Here is an 18,863-nt window from a genome sequence, read left to right as displayed (position 1 = left end):
CATGCCCGATTTCACGCCTTTCCTGGTTTCGGGCCTCGCCTTGGCTGCGACCTACGTGCTCTCGGCTGTTGGCATTGTCGTGCTCTACCGGGCTTCAGGCGTGGTCAACTTTGCCCAGGGCGCCGTCGGCGCCCTGGCGGCCTTCATTTCCTGGTCCATCGTCGAGCGCGGCGGGCCAGAATCCCTGTCGTGGCTTGCGGGCGTCGCCGCTGCGGCTGTCGTCTCGCTGACCTATGGCCGGGTGATCGCGCCGCGCCTGGTTTACACCGATCCGGTCACGCGTGCCGTGGCAACGCTCAGCTTTGCGCTGATACTGCTTGGATTCATGGGGTATGTCTGGGGAGAGGCGCCGCGGCGCCTTCGTTTGCCGACAGACACCATGAGCTTCGAACTTCTCGGCGTGCGGGTCACGTTGACACGTGCCATCGCGTTCGGTCTCGGGGTGTCCGCAACTGCCGCCGTCATGCTGTTCCTCTCGCGCAGCCGGATGGGTCTTCAGATGCGCGCGCTCGCCAGCAATCGTGAACTCAGCGCGATGCTCGGCGTGCGCGTGTTCCGCATTGACGCCTGGGCCTGGGTTATCTCCGGCGTACTGGCGGGCGTGAGCGGCGTGCTGCTCGCCGACCTGCAGCGATTGAGCGGCCAGGCGCTCACCTTCGCGGTCATCCCTGCGATCGCGGCCGCGGTCATTGGGCGCTTTGCCTCCCTGCCGGCGACCGTTGCAGGTGCGCTTGCGATCGGCGTGTGCGAGGCGCTGCTGACGCCGGTGCCCGTCATCGGGCCGTTCCGTTCGGCTACCCCCTTCATCTTCGCCGTTGGCGCAATGCTGTGGATGCAGCGCAAACCCGATTTTGTCTATAGGTGAGCGCGAAGTGACGGACCGAAGTCTCGAAGGAGTGCCGCTCGTCGCCTCCAGCCGGTTGCCGCTCCGAGAAGTTGCGGTTTGCGCCGGCGCGCTTGCGGCACTCTATTTCCTCCCGTCGTTCCTGAGCGAGTATTGGCTGCGGGTGCTGATTTCGGTCGCAGCGCTCGTGATCGCCAGCCTGAGCGTCAGCCTCCTCTTCGCGCAGCTTGGCATGGTCTCACTGGCGCAGTTCGGTCTGCTCGGTGTCGGCGGCTGGTTGGCACTGCGGATATCGCACGGATTGGGTGCGCCGTTCGAACTGGCACTCTTGACGGGAGGAGCGGCCGCGGCGCTTGTCGGACTGGTTGTAGGGCTCCCCGCCCTCAGGATGCGCGGGTTGTACCTCGCCATCATCACCCTGATGATGGCGGGAGCGATCCAGGTGCTGATCAGCGCATTTGGATTCCCCGACGGTGGCACGGGCATTCTCGGCAAGAGCACCGGCGCGCGCCTCATGATGGCGCGTCCATTCCTGGCGCAAAGCGATCCGGCCTATTTCCGCTACGCCATCGTGATCGCCGCGCTCTGCTATCTCCTCGTCTTCGTGCATCTGCGCGGACGACCCGGTCGCGCATGGGCCATGATTCGTCGCAGTGAAGTCTGCGCCCTGTCGGGAGGCGTCGATATCGTCGCGTACAAGGTCTGGGCCTTCGCGCTCGCCGGCTTTCTCGCCGGTATTGCCGGAGGATTGCTCGCTGGCGGCGTCGGGCAGCTCGACGGCAGCGCGTTTCCGGCCAGCCAATCGATCATGCTGTTTGCGCTGACGATCGTTGGCGGCGCCTATTCCTGGCTTGGACCGATCATCGCGGGGCTGCTGTTGCGGGCGTTCCCGGCGCTGCTCAACGAGTTTCATGTCGATGGCAACATCGCGACCATGGTCTTCGGAGTTGGGCTCCTGCATGCCCTGATGACCGCGCCGCAGGGCATTGCGGGGCAACTTGCGGATGCCTTCCGGGCGATCAGCAGGCTTTTCAAAGTGAGCGGTGGGACCGCGACATGATCGAGATCGACGACCTCACCGTGCTGTTCGGTGGCGTGCGCGGGCTGAACGCCCTCACCGCAACGCTGCCGGAGCCGATTACCGGACTTGTCGGACCGAACGGTGCTGGCAAGACGACGCTCATCAATGTCCTGTCGGGCTTCATACGTCCCGCCAAGGGATCGCTCAGGGTGGATGGCAGGGATCTTAACCGCATTCCCGTCCACAAGCGGGCCGCGTTCGGCATACGACGCACGTTCCAGAACGAGCAGGTCGTCGAGAATTTGAGCGCTGCCGACAACATCGCCGCCGTACTCGACAATGTGCCGACCGATGGCCAGCCGCGCTCGGCGCTGATCGCAAGAGCCTTGGACTTCGTCGACCTCGGCGCGAAGGCCAATGTGCTCGGCCGCAGCCTCAATGCTTATGAGCGGCGCATGGTCGAGATCGCGCGCGCGACGGTCGGCAGCCCGCGGCTGATCATGATGGATGAGCCGGGTGCTGGGCTTGCGCAGGACGAAAGTGGGCATTTGCGCCAGATCATCAGGGACATTCCCCGCCATTGCGGCGCACAGGTGCTGCTGGTGGACCACGACGTCGATCTCATCTCGGCAACGTGCGTAGCGACGTTGGTCCTCGATTTCGGTTCACGCATTGCCTATGGCCCGACGGCGGAAGTGCTCGCCGATCCCAGGGTCAGGGCTGCCTATCTCGGCGTGCTCGAGGAGGCTACGTGAGTACCGGGTTGACAGTGCAGCGCCTGAACGTCGCGCGGAACGGCAAGGCCGTCCTTCACGACGTGGATCTGACCATCGCGCCGGGAAAGATCACCGCGCTCCTCGGCGCCAATGGTGCAGGCAAGAGCAGCCTCGTGCTCGCGATCGCGGGCGTCTTGCCCGCTGCAAGCGGCGCCATCGCGCTTGACGGCCGATCGATCGTCGGCCTGAGGCCAGACGCCGTGCGTCTGAGCGGCGTCGCCGCCGTACCCGAAGGACACCAGGTGCTCAACGATCTCAGCGTCGAGGACAATCTCAAGGTCGCCGGCTGTCATCTGACGCGCACTGAGCTCCAATCAGCCGTCGATCTGGCGCTTGAGACGTTTCCGGAATTGCGCGAGCGGCTGCGCATACGCTCAGCCAATCTGTCCGGCGGGCAGCAGCAGATGGTGGCGCTCGCGCAGGCGATTATCGGAAAGCCGCGCTATCTCCTTGCGGACGAGCTGTCGTTCGGTCTGGCGCCGGTGATCGTTGCGCGCCTGGTGCCCGTGCTGCAGAAGCTTGCGTCGCAGGGCGTTGGCGTCCTGCTCATCGAACAATTCACGCATATCGCGCTCAAGATCTCGCACTCTGCCTACGTGATGGAGCGCGGACGGATCTGCTTCTCCGGCGAGCCGCAGGAGCTCGTCAGAAATCCGAAGATCCTGCACAGCGCCTATTTGGCCTGAATTCGCTCGGGCCGAGACGCGTCAGCGATGCTGCCATATCGCCGCGCTCTTTGAGAGGAGCTCCGTTGGCACCCCGCCTGTCACGAGCCAGGTGTTGACACCATAGGCGGGTTGCTTAACATGTTAAAAAAATTGCCCGTTCAGTGGCGTTCCGAGGGGAGGGGGCACTCATGCAGCAGCTCCAGGAATTCAGCGACCGGACTCTCGCAGTTTGGGGGCAGCCTCCATTGGAAGAGTGGAGGGACCGGCTTCAGTCCGTCTGCGGCCGATTCAATCCTTGCGGCTGGGAGGATCGCGAGCTCGTCAACGGCGGTGTGCTGCTCTCCGACGCCGCCGGTGTCGGCGTCGTTCAGGTCGCGACCGACATCGACGTCGTGCGCCGGGATGAGCATGACATTCGCCTCGACTACGGCGAACATTTCTTTCTCCTGGTCCAATTGGAAGGCTCATGCGGCGTAGAGCAAAAGGGCCGTCAGAATACGATCTCGCCCGGCGACTGCATTCTCGTCGACTCTTCCCTGCCGTCGAACTTCTATTTCAGTGGACGGTTCAGCAATCACCTGTCCGTGCATCTGCCTCGACAGTTGTTGCTTGCGGAGGCGCCGAACGATTTCGAGGTCTCACGGCCTCTCGCTGCCAGCGACCCGATGTCGACGATGCTGCGGGCATTGGTCGCCAAGATGTTGCAGACACCCGCCAATCACAAGCGATCGGTTGAGTTGCGGCAGTTGCTTCTCCACGCGACGCGGCAGGCCTTCGCCGCAGATGCGCCGGACCAGCCGGTTTATCCCAGAGATCGCGCCGCGGGCCGGCTGGAACTTGCTCGCCTCCTTGTCGACCGCCATCTCACCGACGAACGGCTGACGCCGCAATGGCTGGCAACCAGGCTCGGAATCTCCCTGCGCACGCTTCAAGAAGATTTCAATACGGTTGGCACGACCGTGACGTGCTTCATCCGCGATCGCCGGCTGCGTCTGGCGAGAGAGCGGCTGGTTGAGAAGCAGCGCGGGGCCGATGACGGCACGATCGCGGAGATCGCCTATTCCTCGGGCTTCAACGACATCTCCTATTTCAATCGCTGCTTCAAGAAGACGTTCGACTGCTCTCCCAAGGACGTCGTACGGGGCTGATTTGCGCTCCGGTCCAATTGGGGCCGCGTTATATTCCAAGACAGCGGCGACCTGATCGTTTCTCCTGAGGCGCAATCATTGCGAGGCAGGAGACGTTCGTATGCGGCGCTGGAGCTTGTTCTTTGAAGGTCGCCAGGTTGAAACCGAGAGCTTTCAGGACATCGTCAATCCTTCGACGGGCGGGATCGTTGGGGCGATGCCGGTTGCCACGCCTGCCCAGCTCGACGCAGCGGTTGCGGCCGCCGCAAGCGCCTTCCTGAAATGGAAGGAAACGCCGGATGGTGAAAGGGCCGAGGCGTGCCGTGCCATCGCGAAAACGATCGAGGCCAATTCGGAAGAGCTGGCGCGGCTGCTCACGCTCGAGCAAGGTAAGCCGCTCAATGGCCTTGGCTCGCGGTTCGAGATCGGCGGGGCGGTTGCCTGGACACGTCACACCAGCGAACTCTCTCTTCCGCCGGAAGTGCTGCAGGACGGCCCGGAAGGCCGTGTGGAGCTTCATCGGAAGCCGATCGGAGTCGTCGGGTCCATCACGCCCTGGAACTGGCCGGTGATGATCGCATGCTGGCACATCATTCCCGCGATCCGTGCGGGCAACACCGTCGTGATCAAGCCCTCGCCACTCACACCGCTCAGCACGATCCGGCTCGTCGAGCTCATGAACGAGACGCTGCCGGCAGGCGTTGTCAATGTCGTGACCGGCGACAATGAGCTCGGCGGGCTGATGTCCGCACATCCAGGAATTGCGAAGGTCACGTTCACCGGCTCCACCGAGACCGGACGCAAGATCATGAAGAGCGCCGCGAGCACGCTGAAGCGCCTCACCCTCGAGCTCGGCGGCAATGACGCCGGCATTGTGTTGCCCGATGCCAATCCAAGGGCCATCGCAGAAGGCTTGTTCTGGGGGCATTCATCAACGGCGGCCAGACCTGTGCGGCCCTGAAGCGGCTCTATGTTCACGACAGTCTTTATGATGACGTTTGTCGCGAACTCACGGCCTATGCGAAAACCATCGTGGTCGGGGACGGTTTTTCGGAGAGCTCGAAACTGGGCCCCGTCCAAAACAAGCGTCAGTTCGAGATTGTCTCTGCCTTCGTCGAAGAGGCGCGTGAAAAGGGTGGCCGCGTCCTGATCGGCGGGGATCCGGCTGGCAGTCGGGGTTATTTCTATCCCGTCACGCTCGTCGCGGACGTCGACTGCGGCTGTCGCCTCGTCGATGAAGAGCAGTTCGGGCCAGCGCTTCCCATTATCCGCTATCACGACGTGGACGAGGCCATCAGGAAGGCGAACGCGAGCTCGATGGGTCTAGGGGGCTCGGTTTGGGGATCCGATCTCGCGATCGCCAAGCAGGTCGCCGGCCGCATCGAGGCAGGCTCGGTGTGGATCAACAAGCACGGTGCGATTCAGCCGAACGCGCCTTTTGGCGGTGTCAAGCAGTCAGGCTTCGGCGTGGAATTCGGCATCGATGGCCTGAAGGAGTTCACGACCGTCCAGACAGTGTTCTGCTGAGTGTGTGATCCGGGGAGGGCTGGAGGCATGCAGGAGTACGACTATATCATCGCCGGCGGCGGTTCGGCCGGCTGCGTTCTGGCATCGCGCTTGTCGGAAGATGCCGGCACGCGCGTTCTACTGGTCGAGAGCGGCCAGCGCGACAGCGACAAGTACATCCACATTCCCGCTACATTCTTCAAGGTTTTGGAGAAGGGCCGAGACGCCCTGTTCTATGCTTCCGAACCCGAGAAGGGGCTGAACGGTCGTCCCTCCGTTGTGCCGCAGGGGCACGTGCTTGGCGGCGGCAGTTCGGTCAACGCCATGGTCTACATCCGCGGTTCGCGCCAGGACTACGACACCTGGGCGCAGCGGGGCTGCCGGAACTGGAGCTATGACAAGGTCCTTCCGGTTTTCCGCGAGCTCGAGAACAACCAGCGCCTCTCTGGCGAATATCATGGGACCGACGGCGAACTGACGGTTTCAGACCGGGCTTATGGTCACCCGCTGTCCTGGGCGTTCATTCGCGCGGCTCAGGAAGTCGGAATTCCCTACAATGAAGACTTCAACGGCGCTCGGCAGGAGGGTGTTGGCTTCTACCAAACTACAACGAACCGCGGCCGCCGCCGCAGCGCCGCCGAAGCCTTTCTTCGCAAGGCGGAAGGCCGTCCCAATCTGACGATCCGCACTGGGACGCGCGTCCACAAGGTCGTCTTTGAAGGAAGAACAGCGAGCGGTGTGAAGCTCGACGACGGCTCCATCGTGAAGGCACGGCGGGAGGTGATCCTCACGGCCGGCGCGCTCGCCACGCCGAAGATCCTGCAACTCTCAGGTATCGGGCCAGCCGAGCATTTGCGTCAGCACGGCATCGATGTCGTGGCAGATCTATCCGGCGTCGGCGAGAACTATCAGGACCATCTCGAGGCGACCGTTCAGTGCGAGATCAAGGACCCGATCTCGATGTTCGGCGAAGATAAGGGCCTGCGCGCCGCTTCGCACATGTTGCAGTACCTCTTGACCAAGACCGGACTGCTGACCTCGACGGTCGTGGAATCCGGCGGTTTTGTCGATACCGCCGGCACCGGCGAGCCGGACATCCAGTTTCACGTGCTGCCCACATTCGTCGGGTTTGCGGATCGTGTGGCCGATCCTGGCCATGGCATCTCGATCGGCCCATGCGTCCTTCGTCCGCAGTCGCGCGGAAGCGTTCGCTTGCGCTCGTCCAATCCGGCCGATCCTGCACTCTTCGTGGCCAACTCGCTCGCCGAACAGGCGGACGTCGACACCCTCGTCCGCGGCGTCGAACTGGGCATCCGTATATCCGAGGCTCCATCGCTTGCGCGCATCGTGAACCGGCGCGTCTTGCCAAAACCCGGGCTAGAAAAAGATAAGGAGGCGCTCCGCGACTACGTGCGCGGAGTTTCCAAGACGGTGTTTCATCCCTCCGGCACGGCGAAGATGGGCCCACCCGACGACTCAATGGCCGTCGTGTCCGAGGACCTGAAGGTACGCGGCGTGAACGGTCTGCGCGTAGCCGACGCCTCTATCATGCCGCGACTTGTCTCCGGCAATACCAACGCGCCAACAATGATGATCGGCGAAAGAGCCGCACGGTTCATCCTCGGCAGGGATCGCGCAGCATAACGGCACCCGCGACGGCGGCCGAGATCTCCGCGTCTCTGCGGATCTGCATCCATCGGAAGGATGCGGATTGTCTCACATTGAGGTTCTTTCGCATGCCACCGGCGCAAAAAAGCAACACTCACAAATGTCTCAGGATTCCAGCGCTATAAAGGGGAAAGCCGTCGAGCATCGATGAAATTCAATTGCTTGGTGGCTCTAACTTAGAGGCGATCTAAATATCTGAGATTGCAGGGAAATTATCGTTCCCATATGGAATGACTCTGCGGTTGGCAAGCAGGAAGGCGCTTCGACGCATCCTTGCGACCCGGGGGGGACGTGTTTAGTGGCGTTCGATATCCAAGAACTGTTTCGGCGGCATAGCCAGGAGCTGAAGCGCTTCTTGCGGCGGCGCGGCCATAGCGCCGAGACGGCCGCCGACATCACCCAGGACACCTTCCTGCGGGTGCTGGCGTCGCCGCCGGCCGAGGTTGGCTCCAACCATAATCCCAAGGCCTATCTGTATCAGGTCTCGCGCAATCTCAGCACCAACCACCAGCGCCGCGAGAGCCTGATCCAGACCACTGACCTCGATGACGCCTCCAAGATCGCCGATCCGACGCCCTCGGCCGAAGCCGTTGTCTGTTCGCGCCAGTGCCTGGCGCAGACGCGGCTGGCACTAGCCGAGTTGCCCGAGCGCACACGCATGGCTTTTGAGATGCACCGGCTTGGCGAGCGCACTATCCAGGAAGTGGCGGCGGAGTTGAACTTGTCGACCGGACGGACCTGGGGGCTGATCCGGGAGGCCTACCGGCATCTCTTGACGCGGGTCGACGACTTCGACTTTTTTCATCTCCAGTGTGAAATTTGCCGCTGCTCGCTTGTATTAGAAGGTAGGCGCGATTCTCCGACCTATGGTCGCGGCCTATCGAAGGAATACGAATGAGCGAGGCGGGGCCAGACCAGGATCGGCTGACGAACGAGGCTATTGATCTCGTCATTCGGCTGCAGAACGACCCTGAAAATCCGGTCGCGATCGAGATGGTGCGCGCTTGGCGGGCGCGCGGACCGGAGCACGAAAGGATCTGGGGGCGCGTGGCGAAAGTCCACGGCGCCGCCGGCAAAATTCTCACCGACCGTCGCAGGGCCGAGCGCCGCGAAAGCCTGGGACTGACGCGGCGAAACTTTGTCATAGGCGGTGCGATCGGTCTCGGCGCCATCGGCGCCACTTATTCGTTCCTCCCGGAAGTGCTGATCCGCAGCCGCGCCGACCACATCACCGGCACGGGCGAGATCCGCAGCATCACACTGCCGGACGGCAGCGTGGCGACGCTCGGACCCGATAGCGCCATCGGTGTGGATTTCTTGAACCAGAGCCGTCGCATCGAGTTGCTCGCCGGCATGGCATTCTTCGACGTCGCGCGGGAGCCTCAGCGGCCGTTCTCGGTGAGGACGGCCGACCTTACGGCGACCGCATTGGGGACAGCCTTCGATCTTGCCAACGATGCCGGCATGCTGACTGTCACGGTCGACCACGGCATCGTCGAGGTACGGGCGGCCAACTCGCCGCTCGCGTTGGGCGAAAAGCTTCAGGCCAGAGATTGGGTGACGTTTGACCGCTCGGCGCGCGGCATCGAGCGTGGATCGCGCGAGGCGAGCCAGATCGCGTCATGGCGCGACAATTTCATCATCGCGGAGAGGGAGGCGGTGTCGGCGCTGGTCGCCCGTATCGGCCGCTGGATTCCGGGCCGCATCGTGATGGCCGATCCGTTCATCGGCGCGCAGCGCGTCAGCGGTATCTTCGATTTGAACGATCCTAAACAGGCGCTCGAAGCTGTCGTGCATCCGACGGGCGCGCGTGTCCGCCAGGTCTCATCGTTCGTGACGGTGATTTCTCCCCTCTAAAAAAGTTCCGCGAAAAGCTGAAAAAATCCGAGCCCCGATTGTATCAGCTATAGGGGCTGGCACCACCCAGGCATCGCAAGCCCTCCCAACGAGAAACTTTGGAGTGGCTTTAACATGGGGCGCGGGGCTCGGACATTCGCTGACAGGACCAATCGAAGCAGGGCTCCGATCGCAGCGCTGATGATGACCACGGCGATTGTCGCCGGCGTCGTCACGGCCGACCGCTTCGCCTATGCGCAAAGCGCGGCACAGACATCGTTCAACGTTCCGGCCGGCCCGCTCAATCGCGCGCTGACGACCTTCGGCCGACAGGCTGGCTTGCAAGTCACCTATCTGGCGAGCATCGCGGCCGGCATGAACTCGCCGGGTGTGTCCGGGCCGCTGTCGCGCGAGCAGGCACTCGCGCAGATCCTGCAAGGCACTGGGCTCACCTATAGTTTCACCAACGCAACCACGGTCGCGATCTCTCAGCCGAACGCGGCCGGTAGTGCTGGCGCGCTGCCGGCCGGCGCGATCCCGCTCGACACCATCGACGTGCAGGGGGCCAATCCGAATTCGACGATGACGCCGATGGCACCCTATGCCGGAGGGCAGGTCGCGACCGGCGGGCAGGTCGGCATGCTCGGCAACCGCAGTGTGATGAACACCCCGTTCAGCCTCACCAGTTACACGAACAAGCTCATCGAGGATCAGCAGGCGCGGACTGTTCAGGATGTATTGAACAATGATCCCTCTGTTATAGCGAGTACTTCGAGCGGTACCCCCCACGATTACCAAGTCATCCGGGGATTTGGAGGTTACGGAATCGACGGAACCCGCACCCTCAATGGTTTGGCCGGTATGGCACCCCTATTTTTCCCGTCGTCCGACTACATTGAACGCGTGGAGATTCTAAAAGGCCCAAGCGCACTCCTGAACGGTATGCGCTTGCGTCCGCAGCGGTCACCGGCGCTATTGGTGGCTCGGTCAATCTAGTCACGAAGCGCACAACGAATGAACCGATCACGCAGCTGACTACGCGCTATATGTCGAACTCCCAATTTGGTACGCATCTTGACGTGGGCCGTCGTTTCGGAGCAAGCAACGAGTTCGGTATCCGTTTCAACGGATCTATCGACGGCGGTCATACGCCAATCGATACACAACACTCGAAACTCGGTACAGCGGCGCTCAACCTCGACTATTCCGGCGAACGTGTCCGACTGTCAGCAGACTTTGCACATCAATCCCAAAATTTGGATCCGAATGGGGTATATATCCAGGCTCGGTCTGTAGCCGGCTCGCTATCATCCTTTCCTCGCGCGCCAAGCTCGACCGTGAGCCTCGTTCCTCCTGGGTCGGAATATAAAACCAACTCGACCATGGGCATGATACGAGGCGAAGTCGATATACTTGAGAACGTCACAGCCTATGCCGCCATAGGTAAGCAGAGTTCAGAAGCCGACTTGAATGGCTACGAAAAAGTCCGGCTGCTCGACAGCACCGGCCGATACAGTATCGCCCGAGAAATACAACATTATTCGCGGGACATCCTATCTATGCAAGGCGGCATTCGGGCTAAAGCGAATACTGGCCCAGTGGATCACGCTTTGAGCCTTAACCTGTCTCGGTCAGAACTTACGTACAAACGCGCAGAGTCCGAAGGATCCGCTTCGATAATAGAGTCGATGTATAATCCTGTATTTCCGCTCTTGCCCTCTGTTGCTGATCCCGGCGATCCCAGGAAGAACTCCCAGACGGCGGCGTCCAGCATTGGCTTTGCAGACACCTTATCTATATTCGACGAGCGTATCCAATTTATGGCCGGAATTCGCTATCAGGAAGCGGGGATCGACAACTTCAATACTACAACAGGGCTGCTATCCTCGAAATACGATGCCAATGCCTGGACTCCTGCGTTTGGGCTGGTCGTCAAGCCGTGGGAAAACGTTTCGCTCTATGCCAACTACATAGAAGATCTGAGAGCAGGAACCATCGTCGGCGCGATGTACGCGAATGTTGGCGAAGTATTCCCGCCGTACGTCAGCAAGCAGCACGAGGCCGGTGTCAAAGTCGACTGGGGTCAGGTGACGACGACGTTGGCTGTATTCCAGATCGCCAAGGCCGCTGCAATTTCGATAGACGATCCCGCGGGCGGGGACCCAACATTGTCGCAGAACGGAGAAGAGCGCAATCGCGGCATCGAACTGAACGCCTATGGCGAACTCATGCCCGGCGTTCGCCTGTTGGGCGGGCTCACCCTGCTCGACGCCCGCCTGACCAAGACCGAAGGCGGTACTCTCGACGGCAAAAGGAACGATACCGCTCCGAGAGTCCGCGCGGTGGTTGGAGCGGAATGGGACGCACCCTTCGTGGAAGGGCTGACGCTCACCGGCCGGCTGACTTATACTGGCGATGCGGTTGTCTCAACCTCCTCCGGCGTCACTATTCCATCATGGACCACACTAGACCTTGGCGCACGCCATACCTTCAATTCTCCGTGGAACGAGAAGCCGGTCACTGTCCGCTTCAATGTCGATAATGTCTTCGACAAAGGCTACTGGGCCGGTACTTATGCGTCTGGCTTCGTGTACCGAGGTCAGCCGAGGACTTTCCGCCTCTCAACCACGTTCAATTTCTGAACCATGATCGTGGTGCTAGCATTGACTTTGATCGTTCTAGGCTGTGCGTGCCTCTACCTTGCCAGCCCAAATCAGAAATGGCTGTCGCGGGTTTCACCGCGACGGCCGTTGCTGGCGGCCGGTTGCCTGCTGTTGGTGGCCGGCCTCATCGCATGGATCGCGGCATTTCGTCCGCTGTCCGGCCTGTTCGTGACCCTGCATGTCACGATGGTTTGCCTGTTCGCCTTCCCTTATGTCGCCGCGCTCTGCGGCGTCGGGCGGGCGAACTGACATGGCCAGCGAAATCCGCCCCGACTGGTGGGGAAAGGCCAGCGCTGGCGCAATCCTCGGTTTGGGCTTGGCGCTCTCGCTGGTCGGTTTGTATGCCTACCTGGGCCCGGGCGGCATAGACGCTCCGACTGGACGCTACTCGCTGATGCGCCACCTGGAAGCGTTCGTCTGGATCGCGGTGTTCGGTTTCTGCTTCCTGTTTCGCAGCGGTCGCGCGGCTTGGACATGGCTCGGCGCGGCGAACCTGATCGCCTTCGCGGCGCTGTTTGCCTGCCGCTTCTATTTCTTCGCGTGAGGGCAACATGATCCGCGCCGATATCGTCAAGCACTATAAGACAGTCCACACGTGGACCGGCATCAGTTGCGGCTTAGCTCTGTTCATCGCCTTTTATGCGGGCGCGCTCACCATGTTTCAGGAGCCGATAGCACGCTGGGCATCGCCGCCTGCCGCAGGTGTCGCTGCGGTTCCTTTGGACGACGCGGGCCGTCTCCTCGAATTGGTCGTCGCCGCCCATCCTGAAGCGCGCAAGGAAGGCATCACGCTGCATTTGCGGGGACATGAGAACGAACCCGCGCGGGTAACTTGGGAAGAAGACGCGGCGCATCAAGAAGGCCAGCCGCACGAGCACATCCATTGGTGGGCGACGCTAAAACCTGATGGCACGTTGCTGGCGAAGCAAGAGGAGCCGTCCGAACTGGCGGAGTTCATCAATCGCATCCACATGCGCGTCGGGATTCCAGAGCCTTGGGGATCGTATTTCATGGGGGTGGTCTCGCTGCTCTACGGCGTGGCGCTGATCGCCGGCGTGATCGTTCTGCTGCCGTCGCTCGTCAAAGATTTCCTTGCGCTGCGTGTCGGCAAGAACCTCAAGCGCATGTGGCAGGACGCGCACAATGTCGTTGGGATTACAGCACTCCCGTTTCACCTCGTGATGGCCGTAACCGCAACAGCATGGGGCTTCGGCGGACCGCTCTGGTCCGCGCAGGAGAGCGTGATCTTCGGCGGTCGGCAGAAAGTCGTGATGGCACGCGATTTCGAGCGGTGGAGCGCGCCAAGGCCGAGTGGCGAAGCGGGCGCAATGATGCCGCCTGCGCAGTTGCTCCAACGCCTGAACGCGCAGGTGCCCGATTTTGAGCCCAAGGTCATGATCTTCAAGAACTTCGGAGACAAAGCTGCCGCCGTCAGAGTCGTAGGAGCCGAACGCGGCTATGTGGGAGATACCACTTTTGGGGGCGTCATGCTCAGCGCCGTCACAGGTGAGCTGGTGCATGACCGCTCTCGCCCATCGCGCCAAGATCCGGACCGGCGAGCGTCGACAACGATCTTCGCCCTACACACGGGGGAATATGGTGGGGTGACGATTACATGGGCCTATTGCTTCCTCGGATTTTCCGGGGCATGGCTGTTCTATTCGGGCAACCTGCTGTGGATAGAGACGCGGCGGAAGAGTGCTCGCAACGGCGGCGAGATCGAGCAATCGCGCTCGACCCGACTGCTCGGCAGCGCGACCGTAGGCATCTGCCTTGGCTGCGTCGCAGGCATCTCGCTTACCATCGTCGCGGCCAAGTGGCTGCACGGCCGCGTCGCCGATCTCAATGCGTGGCACGCATATATCTACTACGCCGTGTTCCTCGGTTCGGTCGCATGGGCCTTCGCATGGGGTGCGGCGCGCTCGGCCGTGCATCTGCTGTGGCTGTGCGCTGCCGCGACGATGTCGATCCCGCTGACGACTGTACTGGCGCTGCTGTTCCCGGCGCTGGGCATGTGGGCGCATAGCAGCGCCGCGACGATCGGCGTCGATGTCGTCGCCTTCATCGGCGCGCTCTGCTTCGCCTGGATGGCGATCGCCACCGCGCGGCGCGTCAAGCACGGCCCCGCCGATAGCATCTGGTCCATCCGCAAGGGCGATGACCACACGGCGCACGAGCCAGTCGCAATCGCGGCGGAGTGACCATGGAAGAGTCCAGCCAGCGCGCCGAAGCCGAAAGGGCATACCGACAACGAACTTCCCGTCGGGGGAGTGCGCCGCAAGCCAGCCAGCTCCGGACCTCCAGAGCAAGCCAGCCAGCGGATACTTCCCCAACAGAAAGAACCAGGAATGAAGCGTGCCTCTGAAGCAGCATTAGGAAGAATGCCGATGCGAAAGATCGCGCGCGTCGTGCTCGCGTCGCTGCTTATGTTTGCAAGCGTGTCCGGCCCCTGCGCGCGCAGGAGCAACGACCGCAACAGCAACCCGCTGCGGCGCCTCAGCCGCCGGCGGTATCTGCGCCACCTGCGCCGACCGTCGATCCAGCATCCGCTCCGCCTGCATCGGCCGCACCGGGCGATCTTCTCTCCGGAGTACCTGCGGCCGGTCCGTCGACAGAACCGCCGGCGACGACGGCGCCCGCAACACTGCCGCATGACCTGTCGCCTTGGGGCATGTTCATGCAGGCCGACATCGTCGTGAAGGCAGTGATGGTCGGGCTTGCCTTTGCCTCGCTGGTCACCTGGACGGTGTGGTTTGCGAAGGCGCTCGAACTCGCCGGCGCGAAGCGCAAGGCGAGAAGCGGAACGCGCAAACTGCAGCGCGCCGACAGCCTTGCCGAAGCGACGACCGCGATCGAGGCAGGGTGGACGCGCAGCGGTCCGGTGGCAGATCTCGTGCAGGCCGCGGCGCGAGAGCTGAAGCGCTCACCCGACCTGTCGGCGGAAGGCGTGAAGGAGCGCCTCGCCATCGCGCTGTCGCGCATCGAGGCTGCCGCCGGCCGCAGCATGACGCGCGGCACCGGCCTGCTCGCAACGATCGGCGCGACCGCGCCGTTCGTCGGCCTGTTCGGCACCGTGTGGGGGATCATGAATTCCTTTATCGGCATCGCGCAGTCGAAGACCACTAATCTTGCGGTCGTCGCACCTGGTATCGCTGAAGCGTTGCTGGCGACCGCGATCGGTCTCGTCGCCGCGATCCCGGCGGTGATCATCTACAATGTGTTTGCGCGCGCCATTGCCGGCTACCGCGCGCTCCTGTCCGACGCTTCGGGCGAAGTCCTGCAGCACCTCTCGCGCGATCTTGAAAGGAATGCCATCGTCGACGCTGCATGTCATCCGTCAACGACGCCTTCGCATCTTTCTGTCGAAGAGCGCGCGGCGCCGGTCGATCAGCTGCCCCGTGCTGCGACGGCGCGCCGTTCCTGGGAATAAACCATGGCCGTCACGCTTAAGGACCCGCAAGACGGCGACCTCACCGAGGTCAGCGACATCAACGTCACACCGTTTATCGATGTGATGCTAGTCCTTCTCATCATCTTCATGGTGGCGGCGCCGCTCTCGACCGTGGACGTGGCGGTAGACCTGCCGGTGTCCAGCGCCCAGCAGCAGCCGCGGCCGGACAAGCCCGTCTTCCTGACGGTGAAGCCGGACTTGACGCTTGCGCTCGGCAACGAGGACGTCCCGCGCAGCGCGCTGCAGGCAACGCTCGACCAGCAAACCAACAATGACCGAGAGCAGCGCATCTTCCTGCGTGCGGATGGTGTCGTCGCCTATCGCGAACTGATGAACGTCATGAACCTGCTCCGGCAGGCGGGCTATCTCAAGATCGCGCTGGTCGGCCTCGAAGACGTCGGGCAGATCACAGGTCCGGCCGCCGTGCCTCCGGGTTCCCCGCAAAGCGGGGGATCGCCGCAGCCATGATCGACTGGCGCGATCCCGACGGTCGGCCAGAGCGCAACATCACCGCGCTCTCGGTGATACGATGGACCGTTGCGGTGATTGTCGTCGTGGCCACGCATGGCGGCGGCGCTTGGCTCGCACTCAATTGGAAGCCGGCAACGGCAGCGGGCGAGCCGCCGGCCGCCGTAATGATCGAACTGGCACCACTGGCGGTCTCGACTGAAGCGCCGCCGCAGGACGTGGCCCCCGGGCTGCAGATGACCGAGGCGCAAACCGAGCCTACGCCTGACGAGCCGGAGAAACCTGTCGAGAAGCCCGAAGAGGTGCAGGAGCCTGTCCCGCAGGAAGTAGTTGAGAAGCTACCGGAGAAAGAGAATGCGGAAGCGGTACTTACCCCACCGCCACCGGAGCCGCCAAAACCCGAACCCGTCAAGAAACCGCCGCCCGAGGTGAAGACGGTCGAAAAGAAGAAGCCGATAGATCCAAAGAAGACCCGCGCACCACAAACCACCGCGCCGCCGACATCGCAAGCTCAACGCTCCGATCGCGCGGCCGCGACACACGCCAGTGCGTCATTTGATCCGTCGATGTCGCCCGCATCCTGGCGCGGCGCGCTGATGGCGCATCTCAATCGCCACAAGCGTCCGGCGGCCGCGGCCGGCACCGTCGTCACAATGGTTGCCTTCACCATCGATCGCTCGGGCCGAGTGCTTTCGTCACGGCTGGTTCGATCATCCGGCGATTCCGCGCTTGATGCGGAGGCGGTCTCGTTGCCGCGCCGCGCCAGCCCGGTGCCCACACCGCCTCCCAATGTCGGCGGCAGCTCCGTCACGCTCGCCGTTCCCATCAGGTTTAATCGATGATCCATCGCAGACCCGATCCGAAGTTCGTCATCGCGCTTGTCGCGGTCATTATGACCGCAACGATGGACATCGCTTTCTTTCAAATGACTGACTGCAACCTACGATAATGAAGCAAATATTCTGCACAAGTCCGTGACCTTCTGAAGAAAGCTTCCGTTGTAGAAAGACTTCCTGCCGAGGTGAGTTTCTTTAGCGTATCTGCGCTCTTGCCGATGACTAAGGATAGAAGCACCACTATCGACGCGTTTTTTCTTTTACGCGACACATGGAAAGCCTTGTGTCGACACACGATCGATGGCTTGCGATGGATGCGCTGACTGTATTCGGCTTGCTTGCCACCGTCGCGATGCTTGTGACCCATATTTTAGAGCGCGAAAGCCACTGGATGATCCTGGGATTCGCTGGGTCTTGTGCATTGGCGTCGATCTACGCTTGCCTACAGGGCGCGTGGCCGTTCGGCATTGTGGAAGCTGGCTGGGGAACGTCAGAAGTTAGGCGATGGTTTTCTGTTCGGGCCGGACATCGGCTGACTTGTGCCAGGTAGTGAAGCGATCTCTAATTTGACCGACGGAGACCCACCGATCGGCGTGCGTGCGTGTTCCCATGTGTAGAGCCATTGCCATTGAGTGCAATTGTCCCGACTCTTGCGGAAGACGCTTCAATGGGCGTTCGATCGGCGAGCGCTTGTAGTAGAAGCCAGCATCTTGGCTTGATCGATATCGGCGCACCCTCTAGCTCTATCACAGTATACATCGGACCGCTCCCGAATCTCCTTGGGCCCTGCAAAGCGCAATCCGGATAGTGCAGATCAGTTCTGATCGTCGAGGAGCGCACCGGACCGCGTCTGCCGCTACCCGCGCCGGCGCTCTCGTAATTTGCGGAAATCATCGCCCGCGTGGTGCGAGGAGCGCGTCAACGGCGTCGCCGACACGACCAAAAAACCCTTGGCATAGGCGACCTTCTCATAGGCTTCGAATTCGTCGGGGGGCACAAAGCTTACGACGGCGTGGTGCTTGCGCGTGGGTTGCAGATACTGGCCAATGGTCAGGAAGTCGACGCCGGCAGAACGCAGATCGTCCATCAATTGCAGCACCTCGCTCCGATCTTCGCCGAGGCCAACCATGATCCCGGACTTGGTGAAGATCTGCGCGTCGAGTTCCTTCACGCGCTGCAGCAGCCGGACCGAGTGGAAATAGCGCGCGCCAGGCCGCACCGTCAGATATTTCGACGGCACCGTCTCCAGATTGTGGTTGAACACGTCGGGCTTGGCCGCAACGACCGTTTCAAGTGCGCCGCTCTTGCGCAGAAAGTCCGGGGTGAGGATTTCGATCGTCGTGCCTGGGCTGGTCGCGCGGATGGCCGCGATCGTCGCAGCGAAATGCGCGGCGCCTCCATCGGCGAGGTCGTCGCGATCGACCGAGGTGACGACCACGTGCTCGAGCCCGAGCTTGGCCACGGCGTCGGCGATCTTAGCTGGCTCATCGGCATCGAGCGGGCCGGGCAGGCCGGTGCGCACATTGCAGAAGGCGCAAGCACGCGTGCAGGTGTCTCCCATGATCATGAAGGTCGCGTGCTTCTTCGCCCAGCACTCGCCAATGTTGGGACAGCTCGCTTCCTCGCAGACGGTCACGAGTTCGTTCTCGCGCACGATGCGCTTTGTCTCGGCCCATTCGGCGGAGCCGGGTGCCTTCACGCGGATCCACGCAGGCTTGCTTTGTATGGGCGTGTCGGGGCGGTTGGCCTTTTCAGGGTGGCGGTGCTTCTCGGGCCGCATCTTCTCTCGCGGATCGTTGTTGAGGAGATCAAGTAAGACTGTCATGTGGTCAGCCTCGTGAATGCGCCGTCGCGGACATTCAGCATCCAAGCGAACTTCGTCAATTCGATTCTTCATTTCCCGGCAGCGACCCTGTCGGACGCTGCGTTGCGCGTGCGCTCTCGCTTCGAGCGCGCAGACGGGTTTCTGACTTCGAGCCTTGCATTTGGAACCCGCCGC

Annotated in this window: 17 protein-coding genes and 1 pseudogene; 17 read left to right on the top strand and 1 reads right to left on the bottom strand. The window is 62.2% G+C overall.

What is annotated here, in order from left to right:
• Nucleotide 1: 1 nt before the first annotated feature.
• The 17 genes and pseudogenes from ACFXS9_RS02055 to ACFXS9_RS01975 all read left to right on the top strand — a co-directional run bounded on the left by ACFXS9_RS02055 (nt 2) and on the right by ACFXS9_RS01975 (nt 16,870).
• Nucleotides 2-865 (top strand): branched-chain amino acid ABC transporter permease, encoded by an 864-nt coding sequence (locus ACFXS9_RS02055; protein WP_392684570.1) that lies wholly within the window; start codon nt 2-4, stop codon nt 863-865.
• A 7-nt stretch (nt 866-872) separates the two neighbouring features.
• A complete protein-coding gene (locus ACFXS9_RS02050) occupies nt 873-1,904 on the top strand; it encodes a branched-chain amino acid ABC transporter permease (protein WP_392684567.1) in 1,032 nt (343 codons plus the stop codon).
• A complete protein-coding gene (locus ACFXS9_RS02045; protein ID WP_392684565.1) occupies nt 1,901-2,620 on the top strand; it encodes an ABC transporter ATP-binding protein in 720 nt (239 codons plus the stop codon). The genes ACFXS9_RS02050 and ACFXS9_RS02045 overlap by 4 nt, the downstream gene beginning before the upstream one ends.
• On the top strand, nt 2,617-3,327 hold the full coding sequence (locus ACFXS9_RS02040) for an ABC transporter ATP-binding protein (protein WP_392684562.1): 711 nt from the start codon (nt 2,617-2,619) through the stop codon (nt 3,325-3,327). Before ACFXS9_RS02045 ends, ACFXS9_RS02040 begins: the two co-directional genes overlap by 4 nt.
• A 170-nt stretch (nt 3,328-3,497) precedes the next feature.
• On the top strand, nt 3,498-4,457 hold the full coding sequence (locus ACFXS9_RS02035; RefSeq protein ID WP_392684559.1) for a helix-turn-helix domain-containing protein: 960 nt from the start codon (nt 3,498-3,500) through the stop codon (nt 4,455-4,457).
• A gap of 100 nt (nt 4,458-4,557) precedes the next feature.
• A pseudogene (locus tag ACFXS9_RS02030) lies at nt 4,558-5,963 on the top strand (aldehyde dehydrogenase family protein).
• A gap of 27 nt (nt 5,964-5,990) precedes the next feature.
• Nucleotides 5,991-7,586, top strand: coding sequence for a GMC family oxidoreductase (locus ACFXS9_RS02025; protein WP_392684556.1), 1,596 nt, complete (start codon nt 5,991-5,993; stop codon nt 7,584-7,586).
• Between the two features lie 322 nt (nt 7,587-7,908).
• Nucleotides 7,909-8,508 (top strand): RNA polymerase sigma factor, encoded by a 600-nt coding sequence (locus ACFXS9_RS02020; RefSeq protein ID WP_392684553.1) that lies wholly within the window; start codon nt 7,909-7,911, stop codon nt 8,506-8,508.
• The gene (locus ACFXS9_RS02015) at nt 8,505-9,467 is read left to right on the top strand and encodes a FecR family protein (protein WP_392684550.1); all 963 of its coding nucleotides are present in this window, start codon (nt 8,505-8,507) and stop codon (nt 9,465-9,467) included. Before ACFXS9_RS02020 ends, ACFXS9_RS02015 begins: the two co-directional genes overlap by 4 nt.
• A 180-nt stretch (nt 9,468-9,647) precedes the next feature.
• Entirely contained in the window at nt 9,648-10,442 is a 795-nt protein-coding gene (locus tag ACFXS9_RS02010) for a TonB-dependent receptor plug domain-containing protein (protein WP_392684549.1), read from the top strand.
• Nucleotides 10,421-12,088, top strand: a complete 1,668-nt coding sequence (locus tag ACFXS9_RS02005; protein ID WP_392687203.1) for a TonB-dependent receptor — start codon at nt 10,421-10,423, stop codon at nt 12,086-12,088. The genes ACFXS9_RS02010 and ACFXS9_RS02005 overlap by 22 nt, the downstream gene beginning before the upstream one ends.
• Nucleotides 12,089-12,196: 108 nt before the next feature.
• Complete coding sequence (locus tag ACFXS9_RS02000) at nt 12,197-12,358, top strand: hypothetical protein (protein ID WP_392684546.1); 162 nt, start codon at nt 12,197-12,199, stop codon at nt 12,356-12,358.
• Nucleotide 12,359: 1 nt separating this feature from the next.
• Nucleotides 12,360-12,653, top strand: a complete 294-nt coding sequence (locus ACFXS9_RS01995; RefSeq protein WP_392684543.1) for a hypothetical protein — start codon at nt 12,360-12,362, stop codon at nt 12,651-12,653.
• A 7-nt stretch (nt 12,654-12,660) separates the two neighbouring features.
• The gene (locus tag ACFXS9_RS01990; RefSeq protein WP_392684540.1) at nt 12,661-14,310 is read left to right on the top strand and encodes a PepSY-associated TM helix domain-containing protein; all 1,650 of its coding nucleotides are present in this window, start codon (nt 12,661-12,663) and stop codon (nt 14,308-14,310) included.
• A 248-nt stretch (nt 14,311-14,558) separates the two neighbouring features.
• Nucleotides 14,559-15,539 carry a tonB-system energizer ExbB gene (exbB, locus tag ACFXS9_RS01985; RefSeq protein WP_392687200.1) on the top strand — a complete coding sequence of 327 codons (981 nt, stop codon included), beginning with the start codon at nt 14,559-14,561 and terminating at the stop codon, nt 15,537-15,539.
• 3 nt (nt 15,540-15,542) lie between these two features.
• The gene (gene exbD, locus ACFXS9_RS01980; RefSeq protein ID WP_392684537.1) at nt 15,543-16,028 is read left to right on the top strand and encodes a TonB system transport protein ExbD; all 486 of its coding nucleotides are present in this window, start codon (nt 15,543-15,545) and stop codon (nt 16,026-16,028) included.
• Nucleotides 16,025-16,870, top strand: a complete 846-nt coding sequence (locus ACFXS9_RS01975; RefSeq protein WP_392684534.1) for a TonB family protein — start codon at nt 16,025-16,027, stop codon at nt 16,868-16,870. Before exbD ends, ACFXS9_RS01975 begins: the two co-directional genes overlap by 4 nt.
• A gap of 850 nt (nt 16,871-17,720) precedes the next feature.
• On the opposite strand, the gene lipA is transcribed toward ACFXS9_RS01975, so the two are convergent.
• Nucleotides 17,721-18,689, bottom strand: coding sequence for a lipoyl synthase (lipA, locus tag ACFXS9_RS01970; RefSeq protein ID WP_392687195.1), 969 nt, complete (start codon nt 18,687-18,689; stop codon nt 17,721-17,723).
• Between the last annotated feature and the right edge of the window lie 174 nt (nt 18,690-18,863).

The organism is Bradyrhizobium sp. RDI18 (assembly GCF_043203335.1).
GTDB lineage: Bacteria > Pseudomonadota > Alphaproteobacteria > Rhizobiales > Xanthobacteraceae > Bradyrhizobium > Bradyrhizobium retamae.
Note: the sequence above shows the minus strand (reverse complement) of the source record. Positions and strands in the feature narration are given on the sequence as shown.